Origin of the sequence: Pseudoalteromonas sp. CnMc7-15 (assembly GCF_022347925.1) — a bacterium.
GTDB classification, from domain to species: Bacteria; Pseudomonadota; Gammaproteobacteria; order Enterobacterales; family Alteromonadaceae; genus Pseudoalteromonas; species Pseudoalteromonas ruthenica.
The window spans coordinates 372,084-389,881 of sequence record NZ_JAKRFT010000003.1 but is presented as its reverse complement, the minus strand read 5'-3'; the positions used below and the strand labels follow the sequence as shown (position 1 = coordinate 389,881).

The following is a 17,798-nucleotide window of genomic DNA, read 5'->3' as shown; positions in this document are numbered from 1 at the left end:
AAATCCTATTGCGGTTTGATGAATTTCAGCGTCATCCGATCGCTTTCACCAATCGCCTCATATTTAGCGCGGTCTTCATCGCCTAGCGCTAAACGCGGTGGCAATGTCCACACGCCACGAGGGTGGTCGGCAAAATCATTCGGGTTTGCATTGATTTCACTTTTCGCAGCGAGTTCAAATCCGGCCTGTTTAGCCAGCTCAATCACCCAACTTTCTTTAACATAGCCTGAGCGTTTCGCTTTACCTGCATCGCGGCTTTCGGGTAAGCGGTGATCAACCACACCGAGTACGCCACCGGGCTTTAAGGCTGCATAAAAGGCTTTAAAGGCATCTTTAACGCCTTGTTCGTCTTTTTGCATATACCAGTTGTGCAGGTTTCTGAACGTCAGCACCATGTCGGCGCTTCCCTCAGGAGCGATGCTATGATGTGTGCCAGGCGCAAACTCACTGAGTTTAACGTCGCTGTAGGCACTGTCGCTGGCAAGTTTATCTTGGAAACGGGTCAGTGAGCGTTGGTAATACTCAACATCGCTATCAGCAGGGAAGTGGGCGGCGTAAAAGGTGCCTTCACCTTTCATCGCAGGGGCGATAATATCGCTGTACCAGCCGCCACCAGGCCAGATCTCAACTACCGTCATCGACGGTTCGAAGCCAAAAAACGCCAAGGTTTCCACCGGGTGGCGATATTGGTCGCGACTTTTTGCTTGCTCGCTACGCAAATCGTTTTGCGCGGCATCGGTGAGTGCTTCGGTGCCACTGGTTGCAGCACAAGCACTTAAAGAGACAGCTAAAGCAGCGCTGAGCGCGGTTTTCAAGCCTAGTTTCATAATCTAATCCTTGCTGTTGTTTTTGGTATTTAGTGCCAACATAACAGATTGATTTGAATAGTCTACGAAAACACGCCAGTACAAATTATGCACTGGCGTGGTTAGCGGTTTTAGTGGCGGAAGTGGCGCATGCCGGTGAATACCATGGCCATGCCTGCTTCGTCTGCAGCGGCGATAACTTCTTCATCGCGCATTGAGCCACCGGGCTGAATCACGGCAGTGATACCAGCCGCTGCTGCGGCGTCGATGCCATCACGGAACGGGAAGAAGGCATCAGAGGCCATGACCGAGCCTTCAACCACAAGGTTTTCGTCAGCAGCCTTAATACCGGCGATTTTCGCCGAGTAAACGCGGCTCATTTGTCCGGCACCCACACCAATGGTCATGCCGTCTTTGGCGTATACGATGGCGTTCGATTTCACAAACTTAGCGACCTTCCAGCAGAACATCAAATCGTTTAGTTCTTGCTCGGTAGGTTGGCGCTTAGACACGACTTTTAGCTCTTCTTTGGCCACCATGCCTTGATCGCGGTCTTGCACTAAAACACCGCCATTAACGCGCTTAATATCCACAGCGGTGGTTTTATCTTGCCACTGGCCACACTCTAGTAGGCGTACATTTTGTTTTGCCGAAACGATTTGCGCTGCTTCTTCGCTGATACTAGGCGCAATAATCACTTCCACAAACTGGCGCGCGACGATGGCTTCTGCGGTATCACCATCAAGTTCACGGTTAAAGGCAATAATGCCGCCGAAAGCGGAAGTTGGGTCGGTTTTAAAGGCGCGGTCATAGGCGCTAAGGATGTTTTCACCGACCGATACGCCACATGGGTTGGCGTGTTTCACGATCACACACGCTGGCGCATCGAATTCTTTTACGCACTCAAGGGCTGCGTCGGTATCAGCAATGTTGTTGTATGATAGCGCCTTGCCTTGTAGCTGCTTAGCGGTGGCCACAGAGGCTTCGCTAAGATCATTTTCAACGTAAAACGCCGCATCTTGGTGCGAGTTTTCACCATAGCGCATGTCCTGCTTTTTGGTGAATTGCATGTTGAAAGTGCGCGGAAATTTAGTCTCAGCCGCCGCTTCCTCGGTGTAATCTGGCACCATTTTACCGAAGTAGTTGGCGATCATGCCATCGTACTGAGCGGTGTGCTCAAAAGCCGCTATAGCTAAATCAAAACGTGTGGCATGGGTGGTTGAACCTTGGTTGGCTTTCATTTCGTCAATTACGCGTGTGTAATCACCCGCATTTACTACGATGGTCACGTCTTTGTGATTTTTCGCTGCCGCGCGTACCATAGTTGGGCCGCCGATATCGATATTCTCAACGGCGTCTTCAAGGCTGCAATCCGCTTTGGCAACGGTTTGTGCAAAAGGATATAGGTTCACTACAACCATATCGATGGCATCGATGTTGTTGTCGCTCATCACCCCTTCATCTTGGCCGCGACGCGCTAATATGCCGCCGTGGATTTTCGGGTGTAGGGTTTTTACGCGACCGTCCATAATTTCTGGATGACCGGTGTGGTCAGATACTTCAGTGACCTTAATGCCGTTGTCAGCAAGCAGCTTGCAGGTGCCACCGGTAGAAAGAATGTCAACGCCTTGAGCGGCTAATTCGCGAGCGAATTCAACGATACCCGTTTTGTCAGACACACTGATAAGTGCGCGACGAATTGGACGATGTGTATCCATGGTTGTTTTGATTACCTCAATGAGTGAAAGCTTGCCTAGGCTTACGCCTTGGGGTTAGGCAAGGGGACTTGCTTAGAATCCCTTATTTTAAACAATGATGGTGCTTTTGTATAACACCAGACCAGGTGTAGCGCTGGTCATTTTCGCGTATGGACGAAAATAAAAAAGCACCCGAAGGTGCTTTTAGGTGCAGCTTAGCGCTGCGTATTCATTAGTTCATGCCGTACTTTTTCAGCTTCTTGCGTAAAGTACCACGGTTGATACCTAGCAAGATGGCCGCACGCGTTTGGTTGCCACGTGTGTAAGTCATTACTTCTTCTAGAAGCGGTGCTTCTAGTTCAGAAAGAACAAGCTCGTATACATCTTGTACGTCCTGACCGTTAAGCTGCTTTAAGTAGTGGTGAACAGCTTTTTTAACAGCGTCGCGAAGAGGCTGTGGTTTCTCTTGTGACTGAACGTGAGCGTTAGTAATAAAAGGAGAAGTCACATTTTGTTCAAACATCGTTGTATTGTCTCTTTCTTTCTGGATTAGCAATAAGTTTCAAAGTACTCATTAAGCGCTTCCACCTGCTGTTGAGGTGTTTCTAGCGCATTGAATACTCGCCTAAACTGACCGTTTTCGTCATGAGCGTGCAAATACCATCCAACATGCTTGCGAGCAATCCGCGCCCCCATGGGCTCACCGTAAAATTGATGCAGATTAGTTAAATGCTCCATCAATATGCTGCGTACTTCGCCTAATTCAGGCGGCGCTAGCAGCGTTCCGGTTTTTAAATAATGATCGATTTCCCGGAAAATCCAGGGGCGACCTTGGGCGGCTCGGCCAACCATGATGGCATCTGCGCCCGTATACTCTAAAACCTGTTGTGCCTTATGTGGCGATGTAATATCACCATTAGCCACCACAGGAATTGACACTGAGCGTTTCACGGCTCTAATCGTGTCGTATTCAGCATTGCCTTTATACATGCACGCACGAGTGCGTCCATGGACGGCAAGTGACTGAATACCATTGTGCTCAGCGATAGCTGCAATCTCGACGCCGTTGCGATTATCCACATCCCAGCCAGTTCGGATTTTCAATGTGACGGGCACATCCACCGCATTAACCACCGCTTTAACGATGGCTTCGACCAACTCTGGATATTGCAGCAACGCAGAGCCTGCAAGCTTTTTATTCACTTTTTTTGCCGGGCAGCCCATATTGATATCTATGATCTGCGCGCCATTGGAAACGTTAAATTGTGCGGCTTGCGCCATAAGTTCAGGGTCGGCACCGGCAATTTGCACGGAACGAATACCTGACTCACCACTGTGATCCATACGGCCCATGGATTTAGCTGTACGCCAAACCTTTGGGTTGGAAGACAACATCTCGGAGACCGCGAGGCCTGCACCTAATCGACGACAGAGTTGTCGAAAAGGGCGGTCGGTTATCCCAGCCATGGGAGCGACCATTAAGTTGTTTTCTAACTGGTACGGACCAATTTGCACAGCGACTCAATTCACCTCGTTTCAAGGGGCGCTAAGTTTACGGTTTTTTGCGCCAAAATCAAAGGCTATAAATTGAACAAAAGTGCTTTTTTTTTAAACTTTTCGTATTGACATTTGGTAACGAGCTGAGGGAGTGATTTTTTTGTTTGTTTTATGAACACAGGCCCGTGAAAGCTTACTCTGCGGGGTGTTGATGATGCGTAAAAAGTGTAAAAAAGTCGCGCAGGGACAATTGTCCGCTGCGCAAATAGTGTCAGCTATGGTTACTTTTTAACCCCGCTGATGCGCACCCAATCCCCTTCTTGTTCGATAGGGGCGAGGTTTACTTGCTGGTCATAATGACTGGCTACCGATTGCGCTTGCTCAGCCAGCACTCCAGATAGAGCAATGTCACCGCCGGATTTTAGCAAGCTTAGAATCACTTCATTAAGTTCACGCAAGGGCTGGGCAAGAATATTAGCAACCACCACATCAGCTTCAAGATGAGGTTGGTTTTGTGGCAAATACACCTCTAGCTGTTCAGCAACACCATTACGTGCGGCGTTGTCTTGACTGGCATCGAGGGCTTGCTGGTCGATATCTATACCGATAACGCGGGCAGCACCTAACTTGATGGCCGCAATCCCCAAAATACCGGAACCACAGCCAAAATCGACCACAGTTTTGCCGCTTAAATCGAGGCCTTCTAACCACTTTAAGCATAGCGCGGTAGTAGCATGGGTGCCGGTGCCAAAGGCCAGACCTGGGTCGAGCATAACATTAACCGCACTGGGGTCTGGCACATCGAGCCAGCTTGGGCAAATCCACAAACGCTCGCCAAAGCGGATAGGGTGGAAGTTTTTCATCCACTCTCGTTCCCAATCTTTGTCTTCAAGTTGCTCAATTTTATAATGAAATTGCTCTTTCAGCTCAGGCTGTACTTTTAGGTAGTCAACCACGGCTTGCATATCGTGGTTGGCCTCAAACAGGCCAATCACAGTGGTTTCTGCCCAGTATTTTACTTCCCCGGGCTGGGGTTCAAAAATAGGCGTGTCTTTAGTGTCCATGAAGGTCACCGATGGACAACCGATGTCCATAAGGTGATCACTAATGGCATCAGCCGTTGACTCGGTGGCACGAATGCGGATTTGGATCCAAGCCATTGTAAATCCTCGTTAAAAAAGGCCGCTAAAAAGCGGCCTTGATGTAGTGTGTAAGACGCGGCTTATTTGCTGGCGTCTAAGAAACTCTTCAGCAGGTCAGAGCGCGATGGATGGCGTAACTTACGCAGTGCCTTCGCTTCGATTTGACGGATACGCTCTCGAGTAACGTCAAACTGCTTACCCACTTCCTCTAGGGTGTGGTCGGTATTCATGTCGATACCAAAACGCATACGTAGTACTTTTGCTTCGCGGGCTGTCAGGCCTGCCAGTACTTCGTGAGTCGCGCCTTTAAGGCTTTCCATGGTCGCTGAATCGATTGGCGAATCAATGGTGGTATCCTCAATGAAATCACCTAAGTGCGAATCTTCATCGTCACCGATAGGCGTCTCCATTGAAATCGGCTCTTTAGCGATTTTTAATACCTTACGAATCTTATCTTCAGGCATTAGCATGCGCTCAGCCAGTTCTTCAGGGTTTGGCTCGCGGCCCATTTCCTGAAGCATCTGACGCGAGATACGATTGAGCTTATTAATGGTCTCAATCATATGTACCGGAATACGAATAGTACGCGCTTGGTCAGCAATCGAGCGAGTGATTGCCTGACGGATCCACCAAGTTGCATAAGTTGAGAACTTATAACCACGGCGATATTCAAATTTATCTACTGCTTTCATCAAGCCGATATTACCTTCTTGGATCAGATCCAAGAACTGCAGACCTCGGTTGGTGTATTTCTTGGCAATTGAAATAACCAGACGTAAGTTTGCCTCAACCATCTCTTTTTTCGCACGGCGAGCTTTCGCCTCACCAATGCTCATACGACGGTTGATGTCTTTAATACGCTCAATGGATAAACCGGTGCTTTGCTCAATCTGTTTTAGCTTATTGATGCAACGTTCAATTTCCGGTTTTAGCTCGCTTAATTTCGCTGAGTAGCTCTCGCCTTTAGCGATTTCGGCATCTAGCCAAGAGGCATCTGTTTCGTTATTAGCAAAATGCTTAACGAACGTTTTCTTTGGCATTTTAGCAACTTGTACCGCTTGCTTCATGATGATGCGTTCTTGCACACGCACTTTATCCATCATTGCACGCATGTTGTTAACCATGCGATCAAATTGCTTCGGTACTAGTTTGAAGGTACGAAATAGCTCGCCGATCTCGATAATCGCGGCTTTAGCATCGGGATGCGAACGGCCTTTTTGCTCGAAAATCTCGCGTGCGCCAGTGTACAAGGCACGAAGCTTTTCAAAGTGCTCGCGCGCTTCTTCCGGATCTGGGCCGTTATCGGTTTCTTCTTCATCATCGTCATCGCTGTCAGCATCATCGTCTTCGTCATCGAGCTCTTCTTCGCTCAATTCAGAACCAATGTGTGTGGCAGAGATTTGTGTTTCGTCCTCGTTGGGATCGAAAAAGCCAGTGATGATGTCGCTCAAGCGAATTTCTTCGGCTTCGAACATGTCCCACTGTTCAAGTAGGTGCGAGATAGCCTCTGGATATTCAGCAACAGAAATCTGTACTTGGTTGATGCCTTCCTCAATACGCTTGGCGATATCAATTTCGCCCTCACGAGTAAGTAGCTCAACCGTCCCCATTTCACGCATATACATGCGCACAGGGTCCGTAGTACGACCGATCTCTTTTTCTACCGTTGCCAGGGCTGCAGCCGCAGCCTCTGCTGCGTCCTCATCCGTGGTCGTTTCAGCCATCATTAATTCATCGGCATCAGGGGCAGACTCGCTGACCTTAATACCCATGTCATTAATCATGCTGATAATGTCTTCGACCTGATCCGAGTCAATGATGTCTTGTGGAAGGTGATCGTTCACTTCCGCGAATGTAAGATAACCTTGCTCTTTACCTTTCTGAATCAGAAGTTTTAGTTGTGACTGAGGAGTTGGATCCATAGAGATTTGCTCTTCCACCCTGATAAGTTGATACAACAGGCGTCAGCTTAAGAACCTAAGCTGGGAGCCCCAAGCCGGTTTGACGCAGTGAATTGCGTATTATAACAGACCGAGTTTTTTCTGGCTAGCTTTCGAGCACTTCACTGCCTTTTAGTGCTTGCGTCAGTAGCGCGTATTCACGTCGTTCTTCAAAGCTTAAACCTTGCGTCTTGTCCTTTATTAATAAGGTCTCGAGGCGATGATTTAAACACTGATCTTCAATGAATTTGACCGTTTGTTGGAAATGAGGTTCCAAAACCTCGTCTTTTATTTGGTGTGGCCACGCCGCAAGCTTAGTCAATGCGCCGTATTCAGGGCGTTCACGGTAACTTTCTAACAACTGTGCGGTAGTAATTTGTGGGTTGTCTAAACATTGCTTTTGAATGGCTAAAAACAATTCCAAACCCGGTAAACCTAAACTGGCAAGCTCTGGCATGTACTCAACCGTAGGTGCCAATTGCGGGTGTTGCACCATGAGCGCGATGGCGGTGCGCATGGGCGTCATTTTAAATTGGCTCTCAACCCGTTTTTGTTGTTTTGGGGTTTTGAGCTTGGCGTTGAGTTGTTCTCGAGTGCGACCAATAAACCGTGCTAAACGTTCTAATAGGCTTTCTTGGTAAAACTCACTGGGAATTTTTTCAATCAGTGGTAAGGCTTCACTTAGTAACTTGGCTTTGCCTGCATCCTGAGTAAGATCTATATGTTCGCTCAAACGAGCAAAAAACACCTCGATAAAATCTTTGGCGTCATCCAAGCGTTGTTCAAAGGCCGCTTTGCCTTCTTGCTGTACCAATGAATCGGGGTCTTCGCCGTCCGGCAAAAACACGAACTTCAGAGCTTTGCCGTCCTTTAAATAGGGAAGGGCGTTTTCAAGCGCGCGCCAAGCCGCGTCGCGACCCGCGCGGTCGCCATCATAACAACAAATAACTTTGTCGGTGGCCCGCAGCAGTAACTGCATGTGTTCGGCGGTGGTCGCAGTGCCCAAGGCGGCAACGGCATATTTAATATCATGCTCAGCCAAGGCCACCACATCCATATAGCCTTCAACAATGAGTAACTGCTCAAGCTTTTTGTGCGCTTGCTTAGCCTCATAAAAACCGTACAGCTCAAAACCTTTATGGAATACCCGGGTCTCTGGTGAGTTAAGGTATTTAGGGCCGTTGTCATCGCTGCCCATGATACGTCCGCCAAAGGCAATGACCCGACCGCGACGGTCGCGGATGGGAAACATCAGTCGGTCACGGAAGAAATCAAAGGTGCGGCCATTGTCTTTTTGGGTGGCCAGTTTAAGCTCGATCAATTGTTGCTTTTGCTTGGGATTTTTCCCCAGTGTTTGGCACAAGGCTTCCCACTCACTCGGGGCATAGCCAATTTGATAGTCTTTGACCGTTTGGCCGCTAAGGCCGCGTCCTTTGAGGTAATCAATCACCAACTGTGAATTAGCATGATGGCGCAGTTGCTGCTGATAATATCGTGCTGCTTGCTCCATTAGTTCATAGTCTGAGCGCTTTTGTTCTTGACTGACAGGAGGGCGCTCTGGGTTATTATGCCCTTGCTCTCTTGGCACTTCGAGGTGCAATAAACTAGCGAGTTCTTCGATGGCATCAACAAAATCGAGTTTATCGTATTCCATGACAAAGCTAATGGCGTTGCCATTGGCGCCACAACCAAAGCAGTGATAAAACTGTTTATCTTGAGAGACGGTAAACGACGGTGTTTTTTCGTTATGGAAAGGGCAACAGGCTTGGTAGTCTTTGCCTGCTTTTTTAAGATTAACGCGCGCGTCTATTAACTCTACAATATCGGTGCGAGCTAAAAGATCATCGATAAATTGTCGTGGGATCTTGCCTGCCATTGCTAACACCTAATTGGGAATAGAGAATCTCAGTAGTATATCAATCGCCACGAAGAAATGGAGCTGTCGCAGTGACTTTATTTTTCAATCGTGCACAAACGAAGAAACCGAGCACAAGGCTCGGTTTGCTTGAATTTGCTTTCGCAATCTAGGCGCTGAGTCGCTGTTTAATAAGGCCTGATAATTTGCCCATATCGGCACGGCCTTCAGCTTGACTCTTAATTACGCCCATCACTTTACCCATGTCTTGCATGCCTTGGGCACCGGTGTCGGCGATGGCGTTATCAATCAGTTGATTGATTTCATCCTCGTTCAGTGGTTTTGGAAGAAACTCTTCTAAAACCGCAATTTCGGCAGCTTCCACATCAGCGAGATCGTCACGACCGGCGTCTTTATACTGAGTATAAGAATCACGGCGTTGCTTAACGAGCTTAACGATAACCGAGGTAATCGCGGCTTCGTCTAAGGTAATGCGCTCGTCGATCTCACGCTGTTTAATGGCTGCTAATACTGAACGCACAGCACCAAGGCGCATTTTGTCCTTGGCACGCATCGCGTCTTTTTGTGCATCTTTTAAGGTAACTAAAAGACTCATGACATCAAGACCGAGAAGCGATTAGTATAAACGAACGCGACGTGCGTTTTCGCGAGAAAGCTTTTTCATGTGACGCTTAACAGCAGCCGCTTTTTTACGCTTACGCGCAGCGGTTGGCTTTTCATAGTGCTCGCGACGACGAACTTCTGAAAGGATACCTGCTTTTTCACATGAACGCTTGAAGCGGCGTAGAGCTACGTCAAACGGCTCGTTTTCTCTTACTTTAACTACTGGCATTAAAAATTCACCTACCTAACTAAATGAGCTTCACTCATCTGATCAAATTATGATCAAGTGGTTCAAAAATGGTGCGGCATTGTAATCCGACTTACCCCCGTGTGTAAAGAATAAATATCACAATACTGGTAAAATTGCAGCAACCAAGTAGAATATGCGGCCTTATCCATGCCACCTAAGCCCATGTAGGAGACTCACATTGCGCATTTTGGGAATAGAATCTTCCTGTGACGAGACCGGGATTGCTATTTATGACGATGAACAAGGTTTGCTTGCGCATCAATTATATAGCCAAGTGAAAATGCATGCCGATTATGGCGGCGTGGTGCCTGAATTAGCATCGCGCGATCATGTGCGTAAGACATTGCCTTTAATTGAAGCTGCGTTTGCCGAAGCAAAATGTGGCCCTGAGGATTTAGATGGCGTGGCCTATACCGCAGGCCCAGGCCTTGTCGGGGCCTTATTAGTAGGCTCATCCATTGCACGCTCCTTAGCCTATGGGTGGCAGCTCCCTACTGTGGCGGTTCACCATATGGAAGGGCATTTGCTGGCACCGATGTTGGAAGAGCGAGTTCCAGAGTTTCCTTTTGTGGCTCTGTTGGTATCCGGAGGGCATACGCTGTTGGTAAAGGTTAGCAATATCGGTGAATACCAAGTGCTTGGTGAGTCGGTGGATGATGCTGCCGGTGAAGCCTTCGATAAAACCGCAAAGTTACTTGGGTTAGATTATCCTGGCGGACCCTTATTGGCGAAGTTGGCAGAGCAAGGCACGCCGGGGCGCTTTAAGTTTCCCCGACCAATGACCGACAGACCTGGTTTGGATTTTAGCTTTAGCGGGTTGAAGACCTCTGCGGCGAATACCATTCGTAATGAAGGAGACGACTCACAAACGAAGGCTGATATTGCCCATGCTTTTCAAACAGCGGTGATCGATACCTTGGCGATTAAGTGTAAGCGAGCACTTAAGCAAACCGGTATAAAACGTTTGGTGATCGCCGGTGGAGTCAGTGCCAATACTTATTTACGTGAACAGTTGGCGAAGGTAATGCAAGGCATGCAAGGTGAAGTGTACTATCCGCGCCCAGCTTTTTGTACAGATAATGGTGCGATGATCGCCTACGCCGGCATGCAGCGCCTAAAAGCAGGGCAAACTGGTGATGTGAGCACGCAAGTTATGCCGCGCTGGCCAATAGATAGTTTACCGAGCATTGCTTAAGGGTCGTGTGCGCATGTTCAATCCATGCGCGCAGCCTTAGATGAGGCATTGTTAATTCATTCTTTTGTACCAGTATAAGTGCCGCTTATGCTGGTAATGTCGTAAAAAATTCACCTAACTTTCTTAAATTTGACCAAAGCTGCAAGACTTTCTAAGGTGATTGCTATAAAGTGAGCGCAATTAAATTGAACTGCTTTAAGCAACCCGTCACCGCCTTAAAGCCAATGCATTTAGGTATGTCATGAGTGATAAGCGTTTTGCCGTCGCATCAGAGCAGAGCTTGATGCGCGTCTTTACGGTGCCAGAGGCACCGGACTCAACGCTCAGTAAAATAGAAGCCGAGATTTCTAGTAATCTAGCTGGCTTTTTAAATGAGAACATTGCTGCGGTTGAAAAACCGCTGCATGAAATCGAGCGCGACTTTGAATCAGCTCAGGTTCCCGAAGAGCCGATGTTTGTCAGTGCCCATGCTCAGGACATCATGGAAAAGCTGGTAGCGCATTCCGTGCATACCGCTGCCCCGAGCTTTATTGGTCATATGACCTCGGCGTTGCCTCATTTTGTGCTGCCACTGTCCAAACTCATGGTGGGTCTTAACCAAAACCTGGTAAAGATCGAAACCTCCAAAGCTTTTACTCCTTTAGAGCGCCAAGTGGTCGGCATGCTGCATCATATGGCGTATGGTCGCGAGCAAAAGTTTTACGACAAGTGGATGCATAGCGCCAAAACCTCGCTCGGTGCGTTTTGCTCCGGGGGCACGGTGGCGAACATTACCGCCTTGTGGATAGCGCGCAATTGCTTGCTTAAGGCCGAAGGTGATTTTAAAGGCATTGGCGCCCAAGGATTGGTGTCGGCGATGTTCCACTACGGCTACAAAGGTTTGGCGGTATTGGTTTCCGAGCGAGGCCATTATTCCCTTGGTAAGGCCGCCGATGTGCTCGGTATTGGCCGCGATAACTTTATCGCGATTCCTACCGATGAAGATAATAAAGTCGATGTTGCGGCGATGCGCAAAGAGGCACGTGCCCTCGAAGCCCAAGGCATCAAAGTGATGGCCTTGGTGGGAGTCGCTGGGACCACCGAAACCGGCAATATCGACCCGTTGAATGACATGGCTGATCTGGCCGAGGAGCTAGGCTGTCACTTCCATGTCGATGCGGCTTGGGGTGGAGCCACCTTGTTATCGAATAATCACCGTCATCTGCTCAGTGGCATTGAGCGTGCAGACTCCATCACCATTGATGCGCACAAACAAATGTATGTGCCTATGGGCGCGGGAATCGTGTTATTTAAAGACCCCAGCGCGACCGACGCCATAGAGCACCACGCTGAATATATACTGCGTAAAGGTTCAAAAGATTTAGGCAGTCATACTTTAGAGGGTAGCCGCCCGGGAATGGCGATGTTGGTGCATGCCTGCTTACGTATTATCGGTCGTAAAGGCTATGAGATGCTGATCGATAAAAGCTTAGAGAAAGCGCGCTTTTTCGCTGATTTAATTAAATCGGAAGCGGATTTTGAACTGATCTCCGAGCCTGAACTGTGCTTATTAACCTACCGTTATGTGCCAGAGAAAATAAAGGCACGGTTGCAGCAGGCGGATGAGCAAACCAAGCTGGATATTTACGCCGCATTGAATCGTTTCACCGCTAGCATGCAAAAGCGCCAGCGTGAGGCGGGGCGTTCATTTGTATCGCGTACCCGGTTGACTCCAGCTGCCTACGGTTATCAGCCTACGGTGGTATTTCGTGTGGTATTGGCGAACCCACTCACATCGAAAGCGATACTTAAGGACATTCTTGCAGAGCAGCGTGAATTAGCCGCCTCAGATCCGATGTACAAAAAGTACTTGTCTAAGTACCTTTAATCCTGCCTTAAACTACAAGCCCTGACAGAAGGTGAGTAAGTCGCGAATGAGTGGCTTACGCACCGTATCGTGCTCACACAAAAGCTCATGCTTAGCCCCTTGGTAGGTTTTTAATACAGCTTGGCGTTGACCATGAATAAAGTCGTTATAAGGACTTGGGTCAACCACGGTATCGCATTGTGCTGCAGCGACAAATAACGGCACAGGACATTGGCAGGTCCGTAGCTTCTTGATAGCGGCAAAAGCGGCGTTAAGCCAGGCGTAAGTCACCCCCCCTAATTGCATATCGCTGTGCTGCTCATATAGCTGGCGAAAACGTGTATACCGGGCTTCACTATGGGTCAGTTCATTTTCTGCAAAGGGGATATTACGATAAGGGCCGTGTCCAGGGACATAACGCCCGCCTTGGCCGACTAAAGTCATTAGCCATGCCCACAGGCGTGCTTGCCAAGCTTTGATATTACCGGTATCCAGTTGCAGCATCGGAGCGCTTAAAAACGCGCCGCTGAACGAATGGCGGTGGTGACAAAGATAATCTAAGGCGATTGCTCCCCCCATGGAGTGGCCAAGGAGTATTTTTTTCCCTTGCCAGTGACGTTCAACCACCTCGTTGACGAATTGCGCAAGGTCTTGGCTGTAATCATCAAAGTGCCCTACATACCCTTTGTGGCTATCTTCAAGATGGCGATAAGAGCGCCCTTGACCTTGATGATCAACAATAAACACGGCAATGTTATTACGCGCAAACTCCCACAGCAGTTCTTGATATTTCTGTGCCGCTTCAATGCGCCCTGAGCTGATCACTAACGCAAAGTCAGCTTGGTAGGGTAAATGATAGGCGTAAAATAACTTACCTTGGCGTGTGTCCACAAAGCCCTTTTGCATATCTTGCTGCCAAAATTGCGCGATGGCGTCATCATTTTTATGCAGTAGTGCTTCGCTGGAGTAGAACATTCAGTATCAGGTCGTAGGGAGTTTTATGGTCGCTACTAAACCACCTTGAGGATTATTTTGCAATACAAGTTCCCCATTGTGGGCCTCTATAGCCTTGTTGGCAATCGCTAAGCCTAAACCGGTGCCACCACTGTCGCGGCTGCGCGCAGAGCCAACGCGGTAAAAGGGTTCCTTGAGATGGGCAAGCTCATGCTCAGCAACGCCAGGACCATCGTCGCTAATAGACAGTAGCATTATCGTGTCTATCCACTGCAAGCTCACTTCAATATGCTGATTGGCATATTTGATTGCGTTACGCAGTAAGTTATCGCAGGCACTGGCTACCACTTGGGGGTCAATGTTGAGGAAATGGCTATCACTGAGCTCAGCAAGAGAGAGCTGCTTATGCTCAGAGTCGGCCTCGAACTTGGCGTCGGCAAACACTGGAGCCAGTAACTCACGCACACTGATGCGCTGGCGCACAATACTTTGTTGACGATTTTCTAGCCGTGAGAGCATCAAAATACGGGCAATAAGAGTATCAAGCTGCTTGGCTTCTTTTTCTATGCGCTGCAGTTGTAATAAGGTTGCGCTATCGGCACTGTCTTGGGCTAATGCACAGGCGAGCGAGAGTCGCGTTAATGGCGAGCGTAGCTCATGAGAAATATCACCCAACAACGAACGTTGACTATTCACAAGGGTTTCTAGACGCGCCGCCATGGCATTGAACTCGTCGGTGAGAACGCCAAGCTCATCATGGCGCACGTTACTCGGCGCACGACTTTGTAAATTACCTGCGGCGATGTCTTTCGCGGCGCTTCGTAGCGCATTGACCGGTGTGATCAAGGTACGGGTAAACAGCAAACTCAACAATAAAGAGGCACCCAAAGCCACAACTACTTTAAGCCAAGTAGGCATGAGTTTGAGCCGCAATAACCAAGGTAGCTTGCGCCCGGGGCGCAGCTCATACAGCTGATATTGCCCGTCCGGTAGGGTGATCAGCAAAGGGCCTAATGCTTGAAAGTGCTCGTGGAAAATCATTTGTGGAGCCATGCTCTGGCGAAAATTAAGCTCATTGAGGCCAATGTCGTGGGGTGGGGTGAAGTTCTGTAGCGCTTTATCTTGGTCAACAGAATACAGATAAAGCTGCTTTCTTTTGGCAAAGCGGCCATGGTTGATGAGCTGCTCAGCGCTGATATCGTGTTTATTAGCACTGCGCTCAATGGCATGCCCTAAGCGCTTTAAGTAGTGCGCATCGCCACCGCGTAAAGGCTCATAAGACAGTTCACTGAAGCTCATCGAGCTTAGCCCGGCAAGCAACGCGAAGGTCGCGGCTAGGGTGAGCCAAAACCACAAGAATATTTTCACATAGAGTTTGCTAAACAATGGCCGCATTTACGCATCTCCCACCAAGACGTAACCGGCACCGCGTAGCGTGCGAATACGCTCGGCCTCAATGTGTTCGGCTATTTTCTTGCGCAAGTTACTGACATGCATGTCAATAGAGCGGTCATATGGCGCTAAGCGGCGGCCCAACACTTGTTCACTTATTTGCTCTTTACTGATCACGGTGCCCGGTTGTTGTAGTAATAAGTGCAAAATAGCAAACTCAGTGCCGGTGAGTGCCAAAGGCTGTGTATTGGCGCTGACGCTGCGGCTATGCATACACATATCCAGACCGGCAAACTGTAAGTCCTGACGAGGCTTAGTGGCATTGATATGCTCGATGCGTCGAGTAATGGCCTTGACGCGGGCGAGCAGCTCTCGGTGGTTGAAAGGCTTGGGGATATAGTCATCGGCACCGAGCTCGAGGCCAAAAATACGATCAAAATCATCGCCTTTGGCGGTCAGCATGATGACTGGCATCAGCGATTGAGCTCTGAGCCTTTTTAAGACCTCGAAGCCATCTAACTCTGGCAGCATGACATCCAGTAATAACAGATCAAAATTGCCAGTTTCGGCAAGCTCCAAGCCTGTTTTTCCATCATGCGCACAGGTCACTTGGAAATGCTGGCTCTGTAGGTATTCGCTGAGCATTTGCGCCAGTTCAGTATCATCGTCGGTTAGTAAAATATGCATGTCATTCCCAGTACGTATACAGCGACAACGCTATACTACCTTATCCCTTGCCAGCAGTGTGAATCCTTTACATAACCTTTACACCGCCCTGACAGTGCTTTGCGTTGACGGCGCTATGCTAGGCACTGTGAATTGTTTTCAATCAGGACAAACAAGGAGTCCACAATGAAACTAGGTAAGAGTATTAGCGCGACGTTGTTTTCTTTAGCCTTGGCATCCAGCGCCGTGTTTGCTGGTCAAGGCGGTCACCACAACCATGGTGAGCGTGGTATGTTTAACAAACGTATGGCCAATTATTTACAGCTTAGCGAGCAGCAACAGAGCCAAATCGACGCTATTTTAGATGCGCAAAAGCAACTGCAGCCGCAGCGAGGCCAGCGTGGTGACATGAAACAGCAGCTAAATGCCTTAACGCACACCAATGCGAGCTTCGATGAGCAGGCTGCGCGAGCGTTAATCCAAGAGCAGCAAGCTAAACAGCTTGAACGTAAGATTGCACGGTTACACACCCAGCATCAAATATGGAACTTACTCACCGAGCAGCAGCAACAAAAGTTGCAGGAGCTCAAGGAAAAGCTTCAGTCGCGCGGCCATCATAAGCGTGGTCATTAAAATTTTATGTCAGTGCACGTAAACGGCCCATTGGGTCGTTTTTTTGTGCGGACATTTTCAGTGACTTGGGCTTAAGTGCTAGTAAGCGATAGCAAATTTTGCTATCAATAATAACGTTGAGCTATGACTCGATAGCTTACTAAAGTATAAATGCTTAAAGTTGATCAGGTATCTCGTGGTTTTCTCTCTCCCCTGGGCCACGGAAATAACCTTTATCGATGCTGTATTAGGGTAGGGCCCAAGTTTACGGAGCGAACACAATACAGCGGCTTCGCGTATTAAAGGACTAAGTTGTTGGAAAAACAGAAGTGGTACAAAAATCCAGAAATGCTCATTGCGCTGACCGCGCTTTTTATTGGCTTAATTACGGCCTTTATCTCTATTTATTCTGCGTACATAGATCGCGCCTACGCGAAAGCTTCTGTGTGGCCAAAAGTAGAGGTTTTCAGAAGCAAAGGAAAGGATCGCTTTAGTTATGGCGTGGCGAATAGAGGCACGGGCCCGGCCATTATTAAGTATGTAAAAGTCAGTATCGGTAAGCGGTATTTGCAGCGGTGGTCGGATTTACCTGAGTTCGACTCCATTTACCAATCCCATATCAGTTCAACCACGCTTCCTGCAGGCGAAATGATAAAGCCCTTGGTATACAAAGGGGAGGCTGTAGAAAATATCTTAAAGATAGATAAACGCCTCGAAATTGAGCTGTGTTACTGCTCAATTTATGACGACTGTTGGGTGGTGAGTCGCTCGCTTCAAGCCCGTCCTGTAGAGCAGTGTGAGGTAAACTCTAAGCAGGCTTTTTTACAATAACGACTGATGTGTAAAAGTAGTGGAATACGGTGCTTCAGTGCACGGCACAGTTACAGTTGTCTATCTGAGTATCACCACTAGGCGTGTGCGATAGACAAAAAGATAGACAAAAAAATACGCGGCCGTTGAAGGCCGCGCTGACGGAATAATTTCCAGCTTCCTGCCGGGATTGGAGCAAGTCCAATGTTCCTTTACTCACCGTAGTGAGCGCTACAAATCGCTTTGTAGGTTCATCCTTGTCCACTTCCTGTATAAACCTGTGATACACATCCAAGTCAGTCGCATGTGGTTCGCATTATGACTGCTATGATTGTTTAGCTCATCCTGTACTTCCTGTGATATGTACATCCTGCACATAATCCTCAGTGGAGCTATCACTGACAAATCCTTCGCTGTCCTTATTCACATTTCCTTTGTGAGCTGCGTTCACTCGCCTGTCCTATACTCAACCTTGAGTATCACGTCCGGTGTGCTCGGCATCCTGCCTATTT

Annotated in this window: 16 protein-coding genes; 4 read left to right on the top strand and 12 right to left on the bottom strand. The window is 48.4% G+C overall.

The window, feature by feature from the left end; genetic code table 11:
• Window positions 1-5 precede the first annotated feature (5 nt).
• From MHM95_RS09085 to rpsU, 9 genes are all read right to left on the bottom strand, one after another.
• Window positions 6-827 carry a class I SAM-dependent methyltransferase gene (locus tag MHM95_RS09085; RefSeq protein WP_045980566.1) on the bottom strand — a complete coding sequence of 274 codons (822 nt, stop codon included), beginning with the start codon at window positions 825-827 and terminating at the stop codon, window positions 6-8.
• 110 nt (window positions 828-937) lie between these two features.
• On the bottom strand, window positions 938-2,524 hold the full coding sequence (gene purH / locus MHM95_RS09080; protein WP_022945340.1) for a bifunctional phosphoribosylaminoimidazolecarboxamide formyltransferase/IMP cyclohydrolase: 1,587 nt from the start codon (window positions 2,522-2,524) through the stop codon (window positions 938-940).
• A 211-nt stretch (window positions 2,525-2,735) separates the two neighbouring features.
• Window positions 2,736-3,026 carry a DNA-binding transcriptional regulator Fis gene (gene fis, locus MHM95_RS09075; RefSeq protein WP_010374122.1) on the bottom strand — a complete coding sequence of 97 codons (291 nt, stop codon included), beginning with the start codon at window positions 3,024-3,026 and terminating at the stop codon, window positions 2,736-2,738.
• Between the two features lie 26 nt (window positions 3,027-3,052).
• Window positions 3,053-4,018, bottom strand: coding sequence for a tRNA dihydrouridine synthase DusB (gene dusB / locus MHM95_RS09070; protein WP_045980568.1), 966 nt, complete (start codon window positions 4,016-4,018; stop codon window positions 3,053-3,055).
• 263 nt (window positions 4,019-4,281) lie between these two features.
• The gene (prmA, locus tag MHM95_RS09065) at window positions 4,282-5,160 is read right to left on the bottom strand and encodes a 50S ribosomal protein L11 methyltransferase (protein ID WP_152440233.1); all 879 of its coding nucleotides are present in this window, start codon (window positions 5,158-5,160) and stop codon (window positions 4,282-4,284) included.
• 62 nt (window positions 5,161-5,222) lie between these two features.
• Window positions 5,223-7,064, bottom strand: coding sequence for an RNA polymerase sigma factor RpoD (gene rpoD / locus MHM95_RS09060; RefSeq protein ID WP_022945343.1), 1,842 nt, complete (start codon window positions 7,062-7,064; stop codon window positions 5,223-5,225).
• A 124-nt stretch (window positions 7,065-7,188) separates the two neighbouring features.
• Window positions 7,189-8,958: a DNA primase gene (dnaG, locus tag MHM95_RS09055; protein ID WP_239385081.1), complete on the bottom strand. Its 1,770-nt coding sequence runs from the start codon at window positions 8,956-8,958 to the stop codon at window positions 7,189-7,191.
• 148 nt (window positions 8,959-9,106) lie between these two features.
• Window positions 9,107-9,553: a GatB/YqeY domain-containing protein gene (locus MHM95_RS09050; protein ID WP_022945345.1), complete on the bottom strand. Its 447-nt coding sequence runs from the start codon at window positions 9,551-9,553 to the stop codon at window positions 9,107-9,109.
• A 21-nt stretch (window positions 9,554-9,574) separates the two neighbouring features.
• On the bottom strand, window positions 9,575-9,790 hold the full coding sequence (gene rpsU / locus MHM95_RS09045; RefSeq protein ID WP_022945346.1) for a 30S ribosomal protein S21: 216 nt from the start codon (window positions 9,788-9,790) through the stop codon (window positions 9,575-9,577).
• A gap of 199 nt (window positions 9,791-9,989) precedes the next feature.
• Here rpsU and tsaD point away from each other — a divergent pair, with 199 nt between their 5' ends.
• Window positions 9,990-11,006: a tRNA (adenosine(37)-N6)-threonylcarbamoyltransferase complex transferase subunit TsaD gene (tsaD, locus tag MHM95_RS09040; RefSeq protein WP_022945347.1), complete on the top strand. Its 1,017-nt coding sequence runs from the start codon at window positions 9,990-9,992 to the stop codon at window positions 11,004-11,006.
• Between the two features lie 241 nt (window positions 11,007-11,247).
• Window positions 11,248-12,873, top strand: a complete 1,626-nt coding sequence (gene panP / locus MHM95_RS09035; protein ID WP_022945348.1) for a pyridoxal-dependent aspartate 1-decarboxylase PanP — start codon at window positions 11,248-11,250, stop codon at window positions 12,871-12,873.
• A gap of 12 nt (window positions 12,874-12,885) precedes the next feature.
• Here panP and MHM95_RS09030 read toward each other — a convergent pair whose 3' ends face one another.
• Genes MHM95_RS09030 through MHM95_RS09020 form a run of 3 tightly spaced genes read right to left on the bottom strand, consistent with a single transcriptional unit; the run spans window position 12,886 to window position 15,885 of the window.
• Complete coding sequence (locus MHM95_RS09030; RefSeq protein ID WP_022945349.1) at window positions 12,886-13,827, bottom strand: alpha/beta fold hydrolase; 942 nt, start codon at window positions 13,825-13,827, stop codon at window positions 12,886-12,888.
• Window positions 13,828-13,833: 6 nt separating this feature from the next.
• Window positions 13,834-15,201, bottom strand: coding sequence for an ATP-binding protein (locus MHM95_RS09025; RefSeq protein ID WP_239385080.1), 1,368 nt, complete (start codon window positions 15,199-15,201; stop codon window positions 13,834-13,836).
• Complete coding sequence (locus MHM95_RS09020) at window positions 15,202-15,885, bottom strand: response regulator transcription factor (protein ID WP_045980572.1); 684 nt, start codon at window positions 15,883-15,885, stop codon at window positions 15,202-15,204.
• Window positions 15,886-16,050: 165 nt separating this feature from the next.
• Here MHM95_RS09020 and MHM95_RS09015 point away from each other — a divergent pair, with 165 nt between their 5' ends.
• A complete protein-coding gene (locus MHM95_RS09015; protein WP_239385079.1) occupies window positions 16,051-16,497 on the top strand; it encodes a Spy/CpxP family protein refolding chaperone in 447 nt (148 codons plus the stop codon).
• 294 nt (window positions 16,498-16,791) lie between these two features.
• The gene (locus MHM95_RS09010; RefSeq protein ID WP_130148741.1) at window positions 16,792-17,307 is read left to right on the top strand and encodes a hypothetical protein; all 516 of its coding nucleotides are present in this window, start codon (window positions 16,792-16,794) and stop codon (window positions 17,305-17,307) included.
• Window positions 17,308-17,798: the final 491 nt, after the last annotated feature.

Coding starts and splice junctions, on each gene's coding strand:
- MHM95_RS09025 (WP_239385080.1), bottom strand. CDS start 15,201: ATGCGGCCATTGTTTAGCAAACTCTATGTGAAAATATTCTTGTGGTTT.
- MHM95_RS09030 (WP_022945349.1), bottom strand. CDS start 13,827: ATGTTCTACTCCAGCGAAGCACTACTGCATAAAAATGATGACGCCATC.
- purH (WP_022945340.1), bottom strand. CDS start 2,524: ATGGATACACATCGTCCAATTCGTCGCGCACTTATCAGTGTGTCTGAC.
- rpoD (WP_022945343.1), bottom strand. CDS start 7,064: ATGGATCCAACTCCTCAGTCACAACTAAAACTTCTGATTCAGAAAGGT.
- MHM95_RS09085 (WP_045980566.1), bottom strand. CDS start 827: ATGAAACTAGGCTTGAAAACCGCGCTCAGCGCTGCTTTAGCTGTCTCT.
- panP (WP_022945348.1), top strand. CDS start 11,248: ATGAGTGATAAGCGTTTTGCCGTCGCATCAGAGCAGAGCTTGATGCGC.
- dnaG (WP_239385081.1), bottom strand. CDS start 8,958: ATGGCAGGCAAGATCCCACGACAATTTATCGATGATCTTTTAGCTCGC.
- fis (WP_010374122.1), bottom strand. CDS start 3,026: ATGTTTGAACAAAATGTGACTTCTCCTTTTATTACTAACGCTCACGTT.
- MHM95_RS09015 (WP_239385079.1), top strand. CDS start 16,051: ATGAAACTAGGTAAGAGTATTAGCGCGACGTTGTTTTCTTTAGCCTTG.
- rpsU (WP_022945346.1), bottom strand. CDS start 9,790: ATGCCAGTAGTTAAAGTAAGAGAAAACGAGCCGTTTGACGTAGCTCTA.
- MHM95_RS09020 (WP_045980572.1), bottom strand. CDS start 15,885: ATGCATATTTTACTAACCGACGATGATACTGAACTGGCGCAAATGCTC.
- MHM95_RS09050 (WP_022945345.1), bottom strand. CDS start 9,553: ATGAGTCTTTTAGTTACCTTAAAAGATGCACAAAAAGACGCGATGCGT.
- prmA (WP_152440233.1), bottom strand. CDS start 5,160: ATGGCTTGGATCCAAATCCGCATTCGTGCCACCGAGTCAACGGCTGAT.